16 protein-coding genes are annotated in these 16,013 nt (G+C 55.8%); 9 read left to right on the top strand and 7 right to left on the bottom strand.

Annotated features, from left to right (window positions below):
- The first annotated feature begins 28 nt into the window (after nt 1-28).
- The 5 genes from AC1MDE_RS04990 (at nt 29) to AC1MDE_RS04970 (ending at nt 4,627) form a co-directional block, all read left to right on the top strand.
- Nucleotides 29-823 (top strand): SDR family NAD(P)-dependent oxidoreductase, encoded by a 795-nt coding sequence (locus AC1MDE_RS04990; protein WP_034827267.1) that lies wholly within the window; start codon nt 29-31, stop codon nt 821-823.
- A gap of 190 nt (nt 824-1,013) precedes the next feature.
- Nucleotides 1,014-1,364, top strand: coding sequence for a hypothetical protein (locus AC1MDE_RS04985; RefSeq protein ID WP_058959971.1), 351 nt, complete (start codon nt 1,014-1,016; stop codon nt 1,362-1,364).
- A 49-nt stretch (nt 1,365-1,413) separates the two neighbouring features.
- On the top strand, nt 1,414-3,414 hold the full coding sequence (locus AC1MDE_RS04980) for a protein-disulfide reductase DsbD family protein (RefSeq protein ID WP_480344347.1): 2,001 nt from the start codon (nt 1,414-1,416) through the stop codon (nt 3,412-3,414).
- Nucleotides 3,414-4,136, top strand: a complete 723-nt coding sequence (locus tag AC1MDE_RS04975) for a DsbA family protein (RefSeq protein WP_480344353.1) — start codon at nt 3,414-3,416, stop codon at nt 4,134-4,136. Before AC1MDE_RS04980 ends, AC1MDE_RS04975 begins: the two co-directional genes overlap by 1 nt.
- The gene (locus AC1MDE_RS04970; protein WP_479400919.1) at nt 4,133-4,627 is read left to right on the top strand and encodes a protein disulfide oxidoreductase; all 495 of its coding nucleotides are present in this window, start codon (nt 4,133-4,135) and stop codon (nt 4,625-4,627) included. Before AC1MDE_RS04975 ends, AC1MDE_RS04970 begins: the two co-directional genes overlap by 4 nt.
- Nucleotides 4,628-4,892: 265 nt before the next feature.
- Here AC1MDE_RS04970 and AC1MDE_RS04965 read toward each other — a convergent pair whose 3' ends face one another.
- Complete coding sequence (locus AC1MDE_RS04965; protein ID WP_034827258.1) at nt 4,893-5,222, bottom strand: cupin domain-containing protein; 330 nt, start codon at nt 5,220-5,222, stop codon at nt 4,893-4,895.
- 128 nt (nt 5,223-5,350) lie between these two features.
- Between AC1MDE_RS04965 and AC1MDE_RS04960 the strand changes: the two genes are divergently transcribed.
- Nucleotides 5,351-5,986 carry an RpiB/LacA/LacB family sugar-phosphate isomerase gene (locus AC1MDE_RS04960; RefSeq protein ID WP_058959968.1) on the top strand — a complete coding sequence of 212 codons (636 nt, stop codon included), beginning with the start codon at nt 5,351-5,353 and terminating at the stop codon, nt 5,984-5,986.
- 106 nt (nt 5,987-6,092) lie between these two features.
- On the opposite strand, the gene AC1MDE_RS04955 is transcribed toward AC1MDE_RS04960, so the two are convergent.
- Genes AC1MDE_RS04955 through AC1MDE_RS04930 form a run of 6 tightly spaced genes read right to left on the bottom strand, consistent with a single transcriptional unit; the run spans nt 6,093 to nt 12,457 of the window.
- Nucleotides 6,093-6,830: an ABC transporter ATP-binding protein gene (locus tag AC1MDE_RS04955; RefSeq protein WP_479401621.1), complete on the bottom strand. Its 738-nt coding sequence runs from the start codon at nt 6,828-6,830 to the stop codon at nt 6,093-6,095.
- An 18-nt stretch (nt 6,831-6,848) separates the two neighbouring features.
- Complete coding sequence (locus AC1MDE_RS04950) at nt 6,849-7,715, bottom strand: ABC transporter ATP-binding protein (RefSeq protein ID WP_058960026.1); 867 nt, start codon at nt 7,713-7,715, stop codon at nt 6,849-6,851.
- Nucleotides 7,687-8,592 (bottom strand): ABC transporter permease, encoded by a 906-nt coding sequence (locus AC1MDE_RS04945; RefSeq protein ID WP_058959967.1) that lies wholly within the window; start codon nt 8,590-8,592, stop codon nt 7,687-7,689. Before AC1MDE_RS04945 ends, AC1MDE_RS04950 begins: the two co-directional genes overlap by 29 nt.
- The gene (locus AC1MDE_RS04940; RefSeq protein ID WP_034827253.1) at nt 8,589-9,614 is read right to left on the bottom strand and encodes an ABC transporter permease; all 1,026 of its coding nucleotides are present in this window, start codon (nt 9,612-9,614) and stop codon (nt 8,589-8,591) included. The genes AC1MDE_RS04945 and AC1MDE_RS04940 overlap by 4 nt, the downstream gene beginning before the upstream one ends.
- A complete protein-coding gene (locus AC1MDE_RS04935) occupies nt 9,611-11,242 on the bottom strand; it encodes an ABC transporter substrate-binding protein (protein WP_058959966.1) in 1,632 nt (543 codons plus the stop codon). The genes AC1MDE_RS04940 and AC1MDE_RS04935 overlap by 4 nt, the downstream gene beginning before the upstream one ends.
- Nucleotides 11,243-11,302: 60 nt before the next feature.
- Entirely contained in the window at nt 11,303-12,457 is a 1,155-nt protein-coding gene (locus tag AC1MDE_RS04930; RefSeq protein WP_058959965.1) for a mandelate racemase family protein, read from the bottom strand.
- A gap of 326 nt (nt 12,458-12,783) precedes the next feature.
- Between AC1MDE_RS04930 and AC1MDE_RS04925 the strand changes: the two genes are divergently transcribed.
- From AC1MDE_RS04925 to AC1MDE_RS04915, 3 genes are all read left to right on the top strand, one after another.
- Nucleotides 12,784-13,899: an ABC transporter substrate-binding protein gene (locus tag AC1MDE_RS04925; RefSeq protein WP_058959964.1), complete on the top strand. Its 1,116-nt coding sequence runs from the start codon at nt 12,784-12,786 to the stop codon at nt 13,897-13,899.
- A 132-nt stretch (nt 13,900-14,031) separates the two neighbouring features.
- On the top strand, nt 14,032-14,454 hold the full coding sequence (locus AC1MDE_RS04920) for a DUF2231 domain-containing protein (RefSeq protein ID WP_058959963.1): 423 nt from the start codon (nt 14,032-14,034) through the stop codon (nt 14,452-14,454).
- On the top strand, nt 14,451-15,743 hold the full coding sequence (locus AC1MDE_RS04915) for a PQQ-dependent sugar dehydrogenase (RefSeq protein WP_479398466.1): 1,293 nt from the start codon (nt 14,451-14,453) through the stop codon (nt 15,741-15,743). Before AC1MDE_RS04920 ends, AC1MDE_RS04915 begins: the two co-directional genes overlap by 4 nt.
- Nucleotides 15,744-16,013: the final 270 nt, after the last annotated feature.

Below are 16,013 nucleotides of genomic sequence, written 5' to 3'. Positions count from 1 at the left end.
ATATTGCGCATCCATCAAGGAGATCTGTATGAAAATTGATTTGCACGGTAAAACCGCATTAGTCACTGCCTCAACGGGCGGCATTGGCTTCGCCATCGCTCAGGGATTGGCTGAGAGTGGGGCCGAAGTGGTGCTTAACGGGCGCAGTGAAGCCTCGGTAAGCCGTGCGCGTGAGAAGCTGAATGGATTGGTGGCGGGGGCCAAAATTCATACTTTTATTGCCGATCTGGGTAGCGCGCAAGGCGTGAAGCAGTTGCTTAACGGGTTACCTCCCATCGATATTCTGGTCAACAATGCGGGGATTTATGGTCCGCAGGACTTTTACGCCACCGATGATGAAACCTGGGAAGCGTACTGGCAGACCAATGTGATGTCGGGCGTACGTCTGTCTCGCGCTTTGTTGCCGGAGATGGTGAAACGCGGTTGGGGGCGTGTGGTGTTTATCTCTTCTGAATCGGCGCGCAATATCCCCGCGGATATGGTGCATTACGGTGTGACCAAAACCGCGCAACTCTCCCTGGCGCGTGGGCTGGCGAAAGTCGCGGCAGGGAGCGGCGTGACGGTAAACAGTGTGCTGCCTGGCCCTACGATCTCCGATGGCTTTGCCGCGATGATGGAAGACGAGGTAAAACGTACCGGAAAATCGTTAGAGGTGCTGGCAAAAGAGTTTGTGATGGCACAGCGGCCGAGCTCGGTGATTCAGCGCGCGGCAACGGTCGATGAAGTTGCCAATATGGTGGTATACGTCTGTTCACAACAGGCATCAGCTACCTCCGGCGCGGCATTGCGCGTCGATGGCGGTGTGGTGGATGATATTGTTTAACCATTGATGGTAAGCACAAAACCGTAGCGGCGAGATTTATCGCGCCTTCTGACAGCAATCAAGCTGCCAGAAAGTATTGCGCTGCTACGCTATCGATATGCAAAACACCAAGACAAAAGTTTACACAGCAAAGCTTGGTGTTTCTGCTGCAAGTGAATAAAATGCCCGCACTTTACTCTGGGGCGATGGCATGACCAAATCAGCACAACGCGCAAAATGGATTCTGGCACTGCTTTGTCTGGTGCTGGCGTTCTGTCTCGCCCAGCGTAGCTTTAATCTGCCAAGTGCCCCTCAGGCGCAGATCAGCGCCTCGTCGTTCAGCGATCATGAAACGTTCGGTGGCGAAAAACTCTGCTCCATCAGCGGAAAATCACTGCACGCGGCTGCCCCGATTATTGACAGCGTCATGCCGTTTTTATTGATGGTCGTGGCTCTGTTTACCACGCTATGCACTTCTAATGCGGTTAGCGCCTATCGTCGCGAACCCCTCTTTCCGCCGATACAGCGGCGGCATCTGACCTTCTGTGTCTTCCGGGAATAACACCACGCTGTCCATCGCGTAAACCTTGTTATTCACCGGAGAAAAATTCATGAATCTCTTTATCAGGAGCCTGCTGCTCCTGTTGGTCAGTTGCACGAGTATTGTGCACGCTGCCGACACAGGCTGGCTGCGTAATGCACAAAACAGCCATGCAGAAGTGCGCTTACGCAGCGCAAATGATGGCGCTGATGCGCAAATAATGCTGGATATCCGCCTGGAAAAGGGTTGGAAAACCTACTGGCGGTCGCCGGGGGAAGGCGGCGTGGCCCCTGAAATTCGCTGGCAAACCCCCGATGTCAATGCCACGTGGTATTGGCCAGCACCTGCTCGTTTTGACGTGAGCGGACTCACCACCCAAGGCTATAAAGGCGATATCACGCTGCCGATAGCGTTGGCGAAGGTGTCAAATAAACACCTCGCCGGCACGCTCACGCTGTCGACCTGTAGCGATGTCTGCATTCTGACCGATTTCCCTTTCACGCTGGATCTCGACCAGCAGGCTGACCCCGATTTTGCCCGCGATTACGCCCGGGCGATGGGGCAGATCCCCGCTGAAAGCGGTTTGACCGATCAACTGGACGTCAGCAACGTCAATAGCGAACTCCAAATCCGCGCTCAGCGTCAGGGTGGATGGACTAAACCTGAGCTGTTCTTCGACTATCCACAAGGGAGCATGCTGGCTGCACCGCAGATCACGGTGAAGGGCGACATACTCAGCGCTCGGGTCGCGATCACCGATGAGTGGGGCGAAGCAGCACCCGATTTGCGCGGTAAAACCTTATCGCTGGTGGTTGTTGACGCGGGTATTGCCCAGCAAAGTTCGGTGATCATCGGCGCTCAGCCCCTTGTCTCCGACAGCACATCACAGACCCTATGGTCGGTGATATTGCTGGCGCTGTTGGGCGGATTGATCCTCAATCTGATGCCATGTGTGCTGCCGGTGCTGGCCATAAAACTCAGCGGTCTGGTGCAGCAACAAGGCCAATCGCGGCGTCAGACCAGGCAGCAGTTTCTTGCCTCCAGCGCTGGGATCCTGTTTTCGTTCCTGCTGCTCGCGGCGTTGATGACCGGCCTGCGGCTAAGCGGGCAGGCGCTGGGCTGGGGCATCCAGTTCCAGAGCAGTGGTTTCCTGCTATTGATGGTACTGGTGATGTTCCTGTTCACCGCCAGTCTGTTCGATTTACTGCATTTCCGTTTACCTTCAGGCCTTAATACTCGACTGGCAACGCAGGGCGGTAGCGGGCTGCTGGGGCATTTTGGTCAGGGGGCTTTTGCTACGTTACTGGCGACGCCATGCAGCGCGCCGTTTCTCGGAACCGCAGTGGCCTATGCGCTTACCGCACCCTTGCCGCAGCTGTGGCTGCTGTTTGCTGCATTGGGTATTGGCATGAGCCTGCCATGGCTGCTAGTGGCGGCATTGCCAGGTTTGGCGCGCTGTCTGCCGCGTCCGGGGCGCTGGATGATTCATCTGCGTACTCTGCTTGGTCTGTTAATGCTGCTCGCCACCTTCTGGCTGGTCACGCTGTTGATCCCGCATTGGGGTAGCACCGTTGCCACGGTACTGGTTGGCGTATTGCTGCTGGTGCTCTGTGGCTGGTTAATTCAGCGTCGGGCGCTGCAACAAGCCGGTGTGGTATTTATCACTCTGACGTTGGTGGGGGCGGTATTCCTGATGACGCGCATTGAGCCAGAGGAGGAAACGCTCTACTGGCAGCCGCTGACCGAAGCGGCAATCAATCAGGCGCTGGAGCAAGATAAGCGCGTGTTTGTCGATGTCACCGCCGACTGGTGCATTACCTGCAAGGTGAATAAATCCCGCGTGCTGAATCAACCTGACGTGCGCGCCGCGCTGAAAGCCGACGATGTGGTGCTGCTGCGCGGTGACTGGACCCAGCCCGATCCGGCGATCGGTGAATTCCTGCGTAAACGCGACCGTGTCGCCATCCCTTTTAACCAAATTTATGGCCCGGCACTGCCGCATGGCCACATTTTGTCACCGTTGCTGAGTCGTGAAGCGGTGATTTCTACTCTCTCTGAGGCCAAAAAATGATGAAAAAATCCCTGTTACTGTCCCTGATGTTTCTGACTCTGCCTGCGCTGGCGGCGGCACCCTTTACCCCTGAACAAGAGGCACGCATCAAACAGCTGATTCGAGAAACGCTGGTGCAGAATCCGGCGATTCTGGCCGAAGCAGCGGATGCCTTTGATAAAGAAGCGGCGAAACAGCAGCAGAGCGTTGTCGCGCAGATGGTGAAGAAAAAACACGATGCCTTGTTCAACGATGCGGGTTCACCACGCATCGGCGCTGAAAAACCCGCGCTGACGCTGGTGTACTTCACTGACTACAACTGCGTGTTCTGTAAGAAATTCGATGCGGATATTGAGAAGCTGCTGAAAACCTATCCACAGGTGGCGGTCGTATTAAAACCGCTGCCTTATCGTGCCGAGACATCATTGACATCCGCGCGTCTGGCATTGACGGTTTGGGAACAGCAACCTAAAAACTTCCTGAAACTCCACGAGCGGTTGATGGCGAAAAAGGGTAACCACGATGAGGCGAGCATTGCTGCGGCGCTGGATAAAACCGGTATCAAGCTGAAAGAACCCAGCAAAGCCAGCCTCGACACCATCAATGAGAATCTGACGCTGGCGCAGCAGTTAGGTGTTCAGGGCACGCCTGCTACGCTGGTGGGCAATGAGCTGATCAGCGGCGCGGTGCCTTATGCGCAACTGGAAGCGGCAGTGAAAGGCGCGTTGCAGGCGAAGCCATGATGCGTCTCAAGCGCTGGCTGCGTGAAGCAGCAGTGCTGGTGCTGATCGCCGCGGCGATAATCTGGGGCATGGATTGGCTGCGCGCGCCGCAGCTGCCAGCCGATCTGGCACAAAAGCCGCTAACGACGCTGCAAGGCGAAGTCAATCTGGCCACATTAAGCCAGGACAAGCCGGTGCTGGTGTATGTGTGGGCCACCTGGTGTGGGGTGTGCAAACTTACCACGCCAACGGTGGCTGCACTGAGCCAGAACGGTACGCAGGTGGTGACTGTGGCGCTGCGATCGGGTGATGACCCGCGTGTCGCGACCTGGCTGGAGAAGAAAGGTCTGCGCGGTCCGGCGGTGAACGATGCAGTGAGTCAACGCTGGGACATCAGCGTGACACCGACCTTTATCGTATTGCAGCAGGGCAAAGTGGTGAGCACCACCACCGGCTGGAGCAGCAGTTGGGGACTGAAATTGCGGCTCTGGTGGGCGGAAAAATTTAGCTAGCGCGTAAGTGAATGTCAGATCGCGCTAAACAGCGTATTGACTGACAGATAGGATTACTGCTTAGCCAGGCTGTCACTTCTCGGAGTGGCAGCTTTTTTCGTGCTAAGGCAAACGAATGACGTGAAGGCACCGCGTTAGCGGTGCGAGGACCGCCAGCCCCAAAGGGGCCCCAGACTGCGTTCACGCTGGTCGTTTAACAGACAAGCGGTAATCCAGCAGGAACTCATGCACTATCCAGAGATGCAACTGCATGTGTATCCGCTATCTACCGCGCTCCGAGAAAATCCTCACGCTGCGGTGTAAAGGTATCGAGCAGGGTACCCGCTTCCAGACAAACGCAGCCGTGCACCACATTGGGCGCTTTATACAACGTATCTCCAGCGCCGACCTCCTGCGTAAGCCCATCAATCGTAAAAGCGAAACGGCCCGACAACACGTAGGTCAGTTGTTCATGTGGATGATGATGCAACGGTCCAACCGCATCCTTCTCAAAGGTCACTTCGACTGCCATCATCCGTCCCCCGTGGGCCATGACTCGCCTCTTCACGCCGTTACCGAGGTCTTCCTGAGTGGTTGCGCTTTTATAAATAAACATGGGTTCTCCTCACCAGTGACTTCATTAATGTGTGAAGTAACTCACACCAAAAGGGACATTTCAGGGCTGCATTTTAGCGCATCTTGATTAAAATGAAACAGTGTTTCAATTTAATTTGAGGATGGATCATGAAAATCGCTTTGATGATGGAAAATAGCCAGGCCGCTAAGAACGCAACCGTATGGAAAGAACTGCAAAACGTCGCGCAACCGCTCGGCCATCAGGTATTTAACGTCGGCATGAGCGACGAGCAGGATCACCATCTGACTTATATTCACCTCGGCATCATGGCCAGCGTGCTGCTGAACAGCAAAGCGGTGGACTTTGTGGTCGCCGGTTGTGGCACCGGACAGGGCGCCTTGGTATCGCTCAACCTGCATCCTGGCGTGGTGTGTGGCTACTGTATCGATCCTGCTGATGCCTATCTGTTTGCCCAAATTAATAATGGCAATGCGCTTTCGCTGCCGTTCGCCAAAGGTTTTGGCTGGGGTGCCGAGCTAAATCTGCGCTTTATCTTCGAGAAAGCCTTCACCGGCGAGAAAGGCCTGGGCTATCCGCCAGAGCGCAAAGAGCCGCAGGTGCGCAATGCGGGCATTCTCAATGAAGTCAAAGCCGCGCTGATGAAAGACAATTACCTCGATTCACTGCGCGCGCTGGACCCTGAGTTGGTAAAAACCGCAGTGAGCGGGGCGCGTTTGCAGGAGTGCCTGTTCGAACACGGACAGAATCAGGATATCGTGCGATACGTGCGTGAATTGCTGTAATGCGCTGCTGTTAAGCGGATCTTGCTACTCAAATCAGGTGCGCACCCTTGCGCACCTGACCAGAACTCACCTCAGCGCCATCCCCGTTAATGGCAACCCGTACCGTTTAAGCCCGACTCGACTCCACCAACATCTGTGTATACGCCACCTGCGCGCGATTCCCCACCAATGCATCGACATCCAGCGTCTCCAGCATTTTCCCGTGCTGCATGACGGCAACCCGATGGCACAGATGCGCCACCACACCGAGATCGTGTGTCACCATTAAATAAGTGAGATTCTCCTGCTGCTGTAAATCACTCAACAGGTTCAGGATCTCCGCCTGTACCGAAACATCCAGCGCCGAGGTCGGCTCATCCAGTAACAGCACGCGCGGTTCGAGGATTAACGCACGTGCAATCGCCACACGCTGACGCTGACCGCCCGAAAGCTGATGCGGATAACGAGTTTGCCAGGCGCGGTTCAAGCCCACTTTTTCCAGCATGGTCATCACGCGCTGGGAACGTTGTCCGATACCGTGAATATGCAGCGGCTCTTCAAGAATGTCGCCAATAGTATGGCGCGGATGCAACGAGCCATAAGGATCCTGGAACACCATCTGCACCTCGCGGCAGCGTGCGCGGGCAATGCGATGCTCCAGTTTTTCTCCGGCAATCGCTAGCTCACCATCCCAATGGGTAAACAGCCCGGCAAGGCATTTCAGCACCGTGGTTTTCCCCGATCCGGACTCGCCGACCAGGCCAAAAATTTCCCCTTCACGCACCGACAAATTAACGTCATACAGCACCTGATTGCGCTGTTCATCGTCGCCGAAGCTCAGGTTAAGGTGACTTATACGGATCATCTCGCTCATGCTCTCTCCTTAAGGTTGTAACCAGCTGGCCTGGCGCTGTAGCACTGGCAACCGAGAACGGCGCGCATCCATATCCGGCAGCGCGGCCAGTAATCCCTGGGTGTAAGGATGCTGGGCGTGATCGAGTTGATCGGCGGCCAGCGACTCGACTACGCGTCCGGCATACATCACTAACACCCGATCGCAAAAGCGCCGCACCAGATTGAGGTCATGACTGATGAAGATCAGACCCAGTCCGCGCTGTTGCACCAGTCCATCCAGCAGCGTCAATACCTGCAAGCGCACGGAAACATCCAGCGCTGAGGTCGGTTCATCGGCGATCAGCAGTTCCGGGTCGGTAATCAGCATCATGGCGATCATCACGCGCTGTCCCTGACCGCCTGAAATCTCATGCGGATAACACTGATAAACGCGCTGGGGATCGCGAATCTGCACCACTTCGAGCATCTCCATTGCTCGCTGACGTGCAATGTCACGCTGCCCCGGATGATGGCTGCGCCAGGCTTCGGCAATTTGCTCGCCAACACGCACAACCGGATTCAGCGAGTATTTGGGGTCCTGCATGATCATCGAAATACGTTTGCCGCGCACGGCACGCATTTGTGCAGGAGAAGCCCGCAGCAGATCGACATCAGCAAACTGCATGCGCTGGGCGGTAACCTGCGCGCTGCGCGGATGCAGTTGCAACAGTGCGCGGCCCACCGTGGATTTGCCCGAGCCCGATTCACCGACAATCGCCAGCTTCTCCTTGCCCAACTGAAAAGAGATGCCGCGCACTGCTGGGGTAATCTGGCGTCCGTTAACGAAATTAACCTGAAGATCCTGCACGTCGAGCAGGGGAGCAGCGCTATTCGCTGCGAGGATCGAGGATGTCACGTAAGCCATCTCCTAAGAAGTTAAACGCCAGACTGTTGATCAGAATCGCTAACCCCGGCACGGTGACCACCCACCAGCACTCCAGCATATACGTGCGGCCACTGGCGATCATCGCGCCCCATTCCGGGTCGGGTGGCTGCGCGCCTAAACCGAGGAAACCCAGACCTGCCGCGGTCAAAATGATGCCCGCCATATTCATGGTGATGCGGATAATCACCGAAGGCAGACACAGCGGTACAATGTGCTTCCACAGAATGCGCAGGGAAGACGCGCCCTGTAAGCGCACGGCAGAAACGAAATCTGCCTGCCGCAGCGACAACGCTTCCGCGCGTGCCAGACGGGCAATCGGCGGCCAGGCAGTGAGGGTAATCGCCATCACCACATGTTCCAGGCCGGGACCCAGCGCCGCGACAAACGCCAACGCCAGCACCAGACTCGGGAACGAGATGAAGATATCGGTGACGCGCATTAATACGCTGTCCACTTTGCCGCCGAAGTAGCCTGCAGTGACGCCCAACAGCAGGCCTAATGGCCCGACGGTGATCGACACCAGCATGACGATATACAAGGTAATGCGCGCGCCCCACACTAAGCGGCTGAAGATGTCGCGTCCAAACTCATCGGTGCCAAACCAGTGCTGCGCGTTCGGCGGCGTGAGTGCGTTATTTAAATCCTGAATCAATGGATGGTAGGGGGCGATCCACGGCGCAAACAGCGCCACGATCAGCAGCAGTAAAATGATGCCGCCGCCGATGGCCGTGAGAGGGTTACAAGCCATTTGCCACAGGAAATGGCCGATTCGCGAAAGCGTACGACGATAGCGCGCCACACGTTCGCGCGTGCTGCTGGCATGAAGCAGATCGAGAGAGGCAGTCATACTTTGGTCCTCGGATCGAATACCTGATAAAGCAGGTCAGAGAGCAGGTTAAGCAGCACGAAAATCAGGCCGACGACCAATACGCAACCCATCACCGCATTCATATCGCCGAGCATCAAACTGCCCGTGAGATAAGAGCCAAAGCCGGGCCATGAGAACACGGTTTCAATCAACACTGCCCCTTCAAGCAGGGATCCATATGCCAGCGCCACCACCGTCAGCAGTTGCACCAGAATATTGCGGAAAGCGTGTTGCCAAATCACTTGCCACTCGGTCAGTCCTTTCACCCGCGCGGTCAGGATGAACTCTTGTGACAGCTGCGCCAGCATAAAGCTGCGCGTCATGCGGCTGATGTAGGCTAGCGAGTGGAAACCCAACAGCGAAGCGGGCAGGATCAGATGATTGAGCGCGTTGTTAAACACCGTGATATTGCCCGCCAGCAGCGCATCCACCAGCAGCAGGCCAGTGCGGCGCGGCACAATGCCATCCAGACTGAAATCAACCCGACCGGCACCGCCAACCCAACCCAAATGCGCGTAGAACAGCAGTAAACCGATCATGCCAACCCAGAAGATTGGCGTGGAGTAACCGGCCAGACTGATAATGCGCACCAGATAATCCACCAGGCTGTTGCGGCGTGCCGCAGCCCAGACGCCCAGCGGTACGCCGAGTCCGGTGCCAAGTACAATCGCCAGCGTGGCGAGTTCCAGGGTGGCCGGGAACACACGCAGGATATCGTTGATCACCGGCTGCCCGGTGAGCAGCGCCAGGCCCAGGTTGCCGTGCAGCAAGCCTTGCAGGTAGATCCAGAACTGCATCCACAGCGGTTTATCAAAGCCTAACTGGTGATAAACCTGCTGGTAAGTGGCGTGGTCGGCGTCTGGCCCGACAATGGCCAGTACCGGGTCGAGCGGCATCACGCGGCCAATAAAGAAGGTCAGCAGCAACAGACCGAACAGCGTGATGGCGACCTGCAATGCGCGGCTACGCACCCGCCGCCAGTGACGTTTGGTTAAGGTCATTGGACACCTCCGGCCAGGCTGTCTGGCGTTTTCCATACATCACGCAGGAAGGTGGTGGCAGAAGGATGCGGCACGTAATCCTGCACGCGATTATTCACTACCACGGAATCGGTCATCTGCGAAATCGGCATCAGTGCGGGGATAAGCTGGTCATAGCGCTGTTGGATGGCGACGTAATCCTGCTGCTGTTTGGTGCTGTCTCGTTCCAGCAGCGCCTTATCGATCATCTGATTAAGCTGAGCATCGTAGAAGCCGGTGCGCCAGCCCTGGAAGTTGGTGAGTCGGGCGCTGTCAGCATTGTTGGGGTTATACACCAGCGAACGCAGGCTGGAGTGCGGATGCGGCTCCACACCACTGCCGCCACGGCCCACCAGCAGATTGAACTGACGTTCACGCATCGCACCGTAAATCTGGTTGCCAGTGCCGGTGATGATTTTGGCGCGAATGCCTGCCTGCATCAGCGTGGATTGAATGGCGATGGCGATATTGAGGAACGGCTGATCAGCCAGCACACGCAAGGTGGTGTCGAAGCCATTAGGGTAGCCCGCTGCGGCCAGCAACGCTTTGGCTCGCGGCACATCGAGGCGATAACCGGGATCGGGCAGTGTTTCAGGCATACCAGACTGGATTGGACGCTGATGCAAGGTGCCATAACCGGCCATCAGGGTTTTATTGATGCCCTGATAATCGACTAAGTAGCGCACGGCTTCGCGCACCTGCGGATTGGCGAAATGGTCATCCTTCATGCTCATCGCCAGGTAGTAAAGGGTGCCTTTCTGCACCGCATCAATGGTGAGATCCGGATCGTGGCGCAGCGCCTGCACATCGGGGATCGCCATGTTACTGGCAATGTCGATATCGCCTTTCTCCATCATCAAGCGCAGGGTTTGTGACTCTTGCAAATGGCGGAAAACCACGCGGGTTAACCTGGGAGTGCCACGCCAGTAATTTTCATCCCTGCTCATGCGCAATACATCTTTGGCCTGCCAGACATCAAGATGGAACGGGCCGGAACCGGCTTCGTGCGTGGTCAACCAGCGGTTGCCCCAGTCATCGTTCACCGCGTTGGCCTGTACAGTTTTACTGTCTAGCACCACCATGCTGCCGAGTGCTGCCAGGGAGTAGATCACCAGTTGCGGATCGTTAGGCTTAGGCAGCTGGATCACCACCGTGCGGGCATCCGGTGCAGTGATCATCTGATCCACGTTGTCTTTAGTGAAGCCGTAGGATTTCCACACGGAGGCTTGCGCCAGATTAAGGTGCAACACCCGGCGCATCGACCAAATCACGTCTTCGCTGGTGAGCGGATTACCGGAATGGAAATGCACGCCGTCGCGCAGATGGAAAGTGAGTTGGCGATGATCGGCGCTGATCTCCCAGCGTTCCGCCAGAGCAGGGCGCACGTGGGTGAGCTGGCGCGGATCTAACTCGACGAGCCCATCATAGAGATTGACCACAATGCCTACCACTTCATTGCCGGTCATCGCGGCGGGGTCAAGCGTCAACAGGTTGTTCATGTTCATGCCCACGATCAGCTGGTCGTCTGGCGTGGCGGCCAGCAGCGACGGGCTACCCGTGAGCAGCAGCAGCGCGGCGCACCACGCTCTGCAATAACGAGAGATGTTCATAAGCAAAGTCCAGCAGGTCAGAGGTTTGTAGTTGTTTGCCGTACTGCTTGTGTTCGACGCTTACCAGCGATTGAGCGTATGGGTTTCAATCCAGCTGAAATTAATGTCCTCCCCGAGTCCAGGCCGGGTAGGCAGGTGCACAAAGCCCTGATCGTCCATCGGATCGACCAGACTGTTGAGATAGGCCGCTGGCTGTTCATAATCGAGGAAAGGGTGCAACAACCCCCGTTCATACCAGCGGCAGTTACGAATCGCACCCACCACCGCAATGCTGGCCGCGCCATTGCCATGGACTTCACAATCCATGCCGAAGGCTTCTGCCAGGCTGGCCACTTTCATGGTGGCAGAAATTCCGCCGACGCCGTTGGCTCCGGCACGCAGGATGTCACAGGCACCTGCACGCACCCAATCAGCGCGACTGTGGTGTTTGCCGCCGAGGCTTTCCGGGCCGAGTACGTCAATGCTGAGGTTCTCCGCCAGCCAGGCGTAAGAGGCCATACTCTCCTCTTCCATCGGCTCTTCAAACCAGACGAAGTTAAGCTTTTCCAGCGCTTTGCCGATGGTGAGCGCCTCACTGCGGCTATACCAGTGGTAGCCATCCAGCATCAGGGCGATATCCGGGCCCACCGCTTCACGCACCGCCGCGCAGGCCTTGATGTCCATCGTGGTGCTGGGTGCAAAGGAGACCGGCGGCATCCAGGTATGTAACTTGATCGCCTTATAACCACGCGCCACCAGCTTTTCAGCAAACTGTGCATACTCATCCGGCGTTGAGAGGCCGCCTTCCAGTTCGTCGCCACACATGGTGCTGCCGTAGGCGGGAATTTTTTCACGATAGCCGCCCAGCAGTTTGTGCACCGGTTGCTTGAGTTTGCGGCCAATGAGATCCCACATCGCCTGTTCGACAGCGGAGAGTGCGCGCTCAGTGAGTTGGTGCGCGCTGCCACGCTGCCAGTGCACCAAATCCTGCCACAAGCGTTCACGATCAAAGGCGTTTTGCCCGATCAGCACCTTACGGAAGAAGGCGTTGACCACATGCGGCCGTATGACTTCGGCTGGTGCGAAAGCATATCCGCAATCGCCGTCTTCGCTGGTCAGCGTGAGCAGCGCCATTTGCGCATCGGTTTCTGCACCAGGGTGCGAGTGGCCCGCGCTATCTGATACGCGGCGCGTAGGGTAGGTAAAGAGAGTGACATCAATGGCGCTGATCTTCACGGTAAGACCTCCAGACAGGATTTACATGCTCAGGGCGAGCGTTAAATTAAAAATAAAACAGCGTTTCAATTCGTAATTTAGCGTTCACAATTTGTTTACGCATTAGGTGAAGTGCGGGAAGAGAAGGTCATTACCTGGGCAGTTGCATGGGGTGCTGTGAGCACTTTCACGAAAGAAGGTCGTTTTGTGAGCGGCTACACAGTAAGAAAAACGGCAAGGGGATGTAAAAAAATGTGTCTCAGGGGCTTTTCATTTCGCCTCTGCCAGGTAATAGTGACGCCGCGAAATTTTAATAATAATCATTATCATTTGTATGGGTAGACATAATGAAAAAATGGCTGTTAGCACTGGGGTTACTGGCTGTAACGGGTTCTGCTTCGGCAAAAATCATCACTGACATCGCAGGGCGTCAGGTTGAAGTCAAAGAAGAATCCAAACGTATCATTCTGGGTGAAGGGCGTCAGATGTATCTGCTGGCGGCATTCGATACCGCCGCACCTTTCCATCGCGTAGTGGGCTGGCGTGATGATTTCCATAAGGCCGACTATGACGGTTATATGGCTTATGAGAAAAAGTATCCGGAAATTAAAAAGCTGCCGACCTTCGGTGGCGCAAAAGACGGCACCTTCAACGTTGAGCAAGCCCTGACGTTAAAACCGGATCTGGTGCTGATGAATCTGGAATCCAAAGCGGCGACGGATGAAGGCAAGTTGATTGAGAAGTTGCAGGCGGTTGGCGTTCCGGTGGTGTTTATCGACTTCCGCGAGAAGCCGATGGAGCACGCCGAGAAAAGCATCCGCATCATGGGCGAACTGGTCAACAACCCGCAGCGTGCTGAAGAGATTGTGGCTTTCCGCCGCGCGCAGATCGAAAAGGTGACCGATCGCCTGAAAAAATTCAGCGGTACACGTCCTAAAGTGATGATTGACCGTGCAGGCGGCTACACCGATGAATGCTGTATGTCGTTTGGTAATGAGAACTTTGGTCAGATGGTCGAAATCTCCGGCGGGAGCAATATCGCTAAAGATCTGATCCCTGGCACCTTCGGTACGCTAAATCCAGAGCAAATCATTGCCAGCCGTCCGGATGTGGTGGTAGTGACCGGTGCCAACTGGAAGAACTACAACACCGTGGGCAAATGGGTGGGCGTTGGCCCTGGCGCAGACACCAAAGAAGCCACGGCACGTCTGAAATTGCTGATGATGCGCGATGCGTTTAAAACCTTGCCGGTTGCCCACAACGGCAATGCACACGCCATCTGGCACCAGTTCTACGATAGCCCATATCAGTTTGTCGCGATTCAGGCGATGGCCAAGTGGCTGCATCCGGATCTGTTCAAAGATCTCGATCCTGACGCCACCTTCCGTGAGTTCCATGAGAAGTTTCTGCCACTGCCTTATCAGCCGGGCTACTGGGTGACGCTGCCTGCTGATAAGTCATAACCTTTAGGCTTTTTGCGGTAATCGCGCGCATTACTCTTCATCTTTACTAATATTTTACAGGCGGTTGGCTGCGATTTCGGGGAAGCGAAACGCAGCCGTCGCCTGAATAATAAACGTAATAGGGAGAGTGAAATGTTGTATACCTCGGGACGTTCCGCGTTTGCGGTGGGGCTTTACGCTCTGCTGGAACCGCTACCGCTGGGCTTTTTTGTTGCGGCCTGGCTGTTCGATATCATCTATCTGCAAACCTTCGTCATCATGTGGACCAAATCAGCCAGTTGGTTGATTGCTATCGGTCTGGTGCTCGCCATCCTGCCAAGATTAATCAGTCTTGTTTACTTATTCCGCGGATCTTATCCCAGTGAAAAGACCCATTTCTGGCTGTCACTGCTGGCCATCGTCGTGGCTATCGCAAATGCCTTTATTCACAGTCGTGATGCGTATGCCGTGGTACCGCTAGGGGTAACGCTATCGACTCTGGTGGTGGCACTGCTGTTGCTCGCCAACGTGCAGTTAGCGCTGCGTGGACGCACCACAGCAGGAGGTCGCGCATGAAACAGATTCTGAGTGCTGTGACCCTCGCCATGCTTCTCAGCGCCTGTGATGATGGCGCACTTATCGATCCGCAAAAACAGATTGGCCCCAATCCTGAACTCCCCCAGGCGCAAAACTTCTTTGTACCGCCGATGCAGGTGCCGGAGGGTATTTCCTGGAAAGCCGGTGAAATGCCAAAAGTGGCGGAGGGGCTGAAGATTGAAAAGATCGCTGATAACTTACAGCATCCACGTCAGGTGCTGGTGCTGCCGAACAATGATGTGCTGGTGGCCGAATCCAACGGCACACCGAAACCGACAACCGCGCCGAAAGATCTCATTACCGGCATCGTAAAAAATGCTTCGGGCAAAGGCGGGGCCGGTGGCAATCGCATTACGCTGTTGCGTAATGTGAACGGCAAGTGGGAGCAGCATAGATTTATCGATAACCTGACCGCGCCGTTTGGCATGCAGTTGGTGGGCAATACGTTGTATGTTGCCAACGCCGATAGCCTGGTGAAATTCCCGTATGAAACCGGACAAACTGAGATTCGTACGCCGCCGGTGGTGGTGACTGAACTGCCCGGCGGGCCGATTAACCATCACTGGACTAAGTCACTGCTGGCCAGCCCCGACGGCAGCAAGCTGTATGTCGGGGTCGGATCGAACAGTAACATTACGGAAAATGGCATTGGTGCCGAATATCGTCGAGCGGCGGTACTCGAAGTCGATGCGGCGAGCGGTGCCAGCCGTATCTATGCCAGTGGGCTGCGCAACCCCACCGGTCTGCAATGGGAGCCGCAAACGGGCAAGCTGTGGGCGATTGTTAATGAACGCGACGAGATTGGCTCGGATCTGGTGCCGGATTATATGACCTCGGTGCAGGACAAAGGCTTTTACGGCTGGCCATACAGCTATTATGGCCAACATGTCGATGTGCGGGCGCAGCCTCAGCGGCCTGACTTAGTAGAAAAAGCCATCAAGCCAGATTACGCGCTCAGTTCACACGTGGCACCGCTTGGCTTGCTGTTCTATGGCGCAGATAACATGCCGCAGTATCGCGGAGGGGCATTTATCAGTGAGCACGGCAGCTGGAACCGCACGCCGTTGAATGGCTATCAGGTGGTGTGGGTGAAATTCGAAAACGGGAAACCGGTTGGTCAGCCACAGCCGGTGGTGAGCGGATTCCTGACCGATGACCAAAAACAGGTACGGGGCTTACCGGTCGGACTGGCGTCAGATCAGCAGGGCGGTGTGCTGATCGCGGATGATGCGGGTAATGCCATTTGGCGTGTCAGCTCCGCCAACTGATTTCTGCAGGCAATAAAAAAGGATTTGGCTATCAAGCCAAATCCTTTTTTTATGTTCGCTAACCGGCTGGTAACCGCGTTGCGAACGGGGTGCTCAGCACTCCTCACAAAGCAAATCATAAAATGTGCGGGGGAATATTTCAAGTTTCGCAAAAGTACTGTATGGTTATACAGGTGATGAGTGACGAGCGCAGTCTCATTGTTTTCTGATGACTCCCAGGGGCGCGGATTGTCAAATCCCGGCAGGTTTCAGGTGGTGCTGGCCTGTGGC

This window comes from Pantoea folii, from assembly GCF_056678875.1.
Note: the sequence above shows the minus strand (reverse complement) of the source record. Positions and strands in the feature narration are given on the sequence as shown.

Bases quoted from the DNA above. Each gene is read 5' to 3' on its own strand.
- AC1MDE_RS04925 (WP_058959964.1), top strand. From the start codon at position 12,784: ATGAAAAAATGGCTGTTAGCACTGGGGTTACTGGCTGTAACGGGTTCT.
- AC1MDE_RS04955 (WP_479401621.1), bottom strand. From the start codon at position 6,830: ATGATCCGTATAAGTCACCTTAACCTGAGCTTCGGCGACGATGAACAG.
- AC1MDE_RS04920 (WP_058959963.1), top strand. From the start codon at position 14,032: ATGTTGTATACCTCGGGACGTTCCGCGTTTGCGGTGGGGCTTTACGCT.
- AC1MDE_RS04990 (WP_034827267.1), top strand. From the start codon at position 29: ATGAAAATTGATTTGCACGGTAAAACCGCATTAGTCACTGCCTCAACG.
- AC1MDE_RS04940 (WP_034827253.1), bottom strand. From the start codon at position 9,614: ATGACCTTAACCAAACGTCACTGGCGGCGGGTGCGTAGCCGCGCATTG.
- AC1MDE_RS04945 (WP_058959967.1), bottom strand. From the start codon at position 8,592: ATGACTGCCTCTCTCGATCTGCTTCATGCCAGCAGCACGCGCGAACGT.
- AC1MDE_RS04960 (WP_058959968.1), top strand. From the start codon at position 5,351: ATGAAAATCGCTTTGATGATGGAAAATAGCCAGGCCGCTAAGAACGCA.
- AC1MDE_RS04965 (WP_034827258.1), bottom strand. From the start codon at position 5,222: ATGTTTATTTATAAAAGCGCAACCACTCAGGAAGACCTCGGTAACGGC.
- AC1MDE_RS04980 (WP_480344347.1), top strand. From the start codon at position 1,414: ATGAATCTCTTTATCAGGAGCCTGCTGCTCCTGTTGGTCAGTTGCACG.
- AC1MDE_RS04935 (WP_058959966.1), bottom strand. From the start codon at position 11,242: ATGAACATCTCTCGTTATTGCAGAGCGTGGTGCGCCGCGCTGCTGCTG.
- AC1MDE_RS04975 (WP_480344353.1), top strand. From the start codon at position 3,414: ATGAAAAAATCCCTGTTACTGTCCCTGATGTTTCTGACTCTGCCTGCG.
- AC1MDE_RS04985 (WP_058959971.1), top strand. From the start codon at position 1,014: ATGACCAAATCAGCACAACGCGCAAAATGGATTCTGGCACTGCTTTGT.
- AC1MDE_RS04915 (WP_479398466.1), top strand. From the start codon at position 14,451: ATGAAACAGATTCTGAGTGCTGTGACCCTCGCCATGCTTCTCAGCGCC.
- AC1MDE_RS04970 (WP_479400919.1), top strand. From the start codon at position 4,133: ATGATGCGTCTCAAGCGCTGGCTGCGTGAAGCAGCAGTGCTGGTGCTG.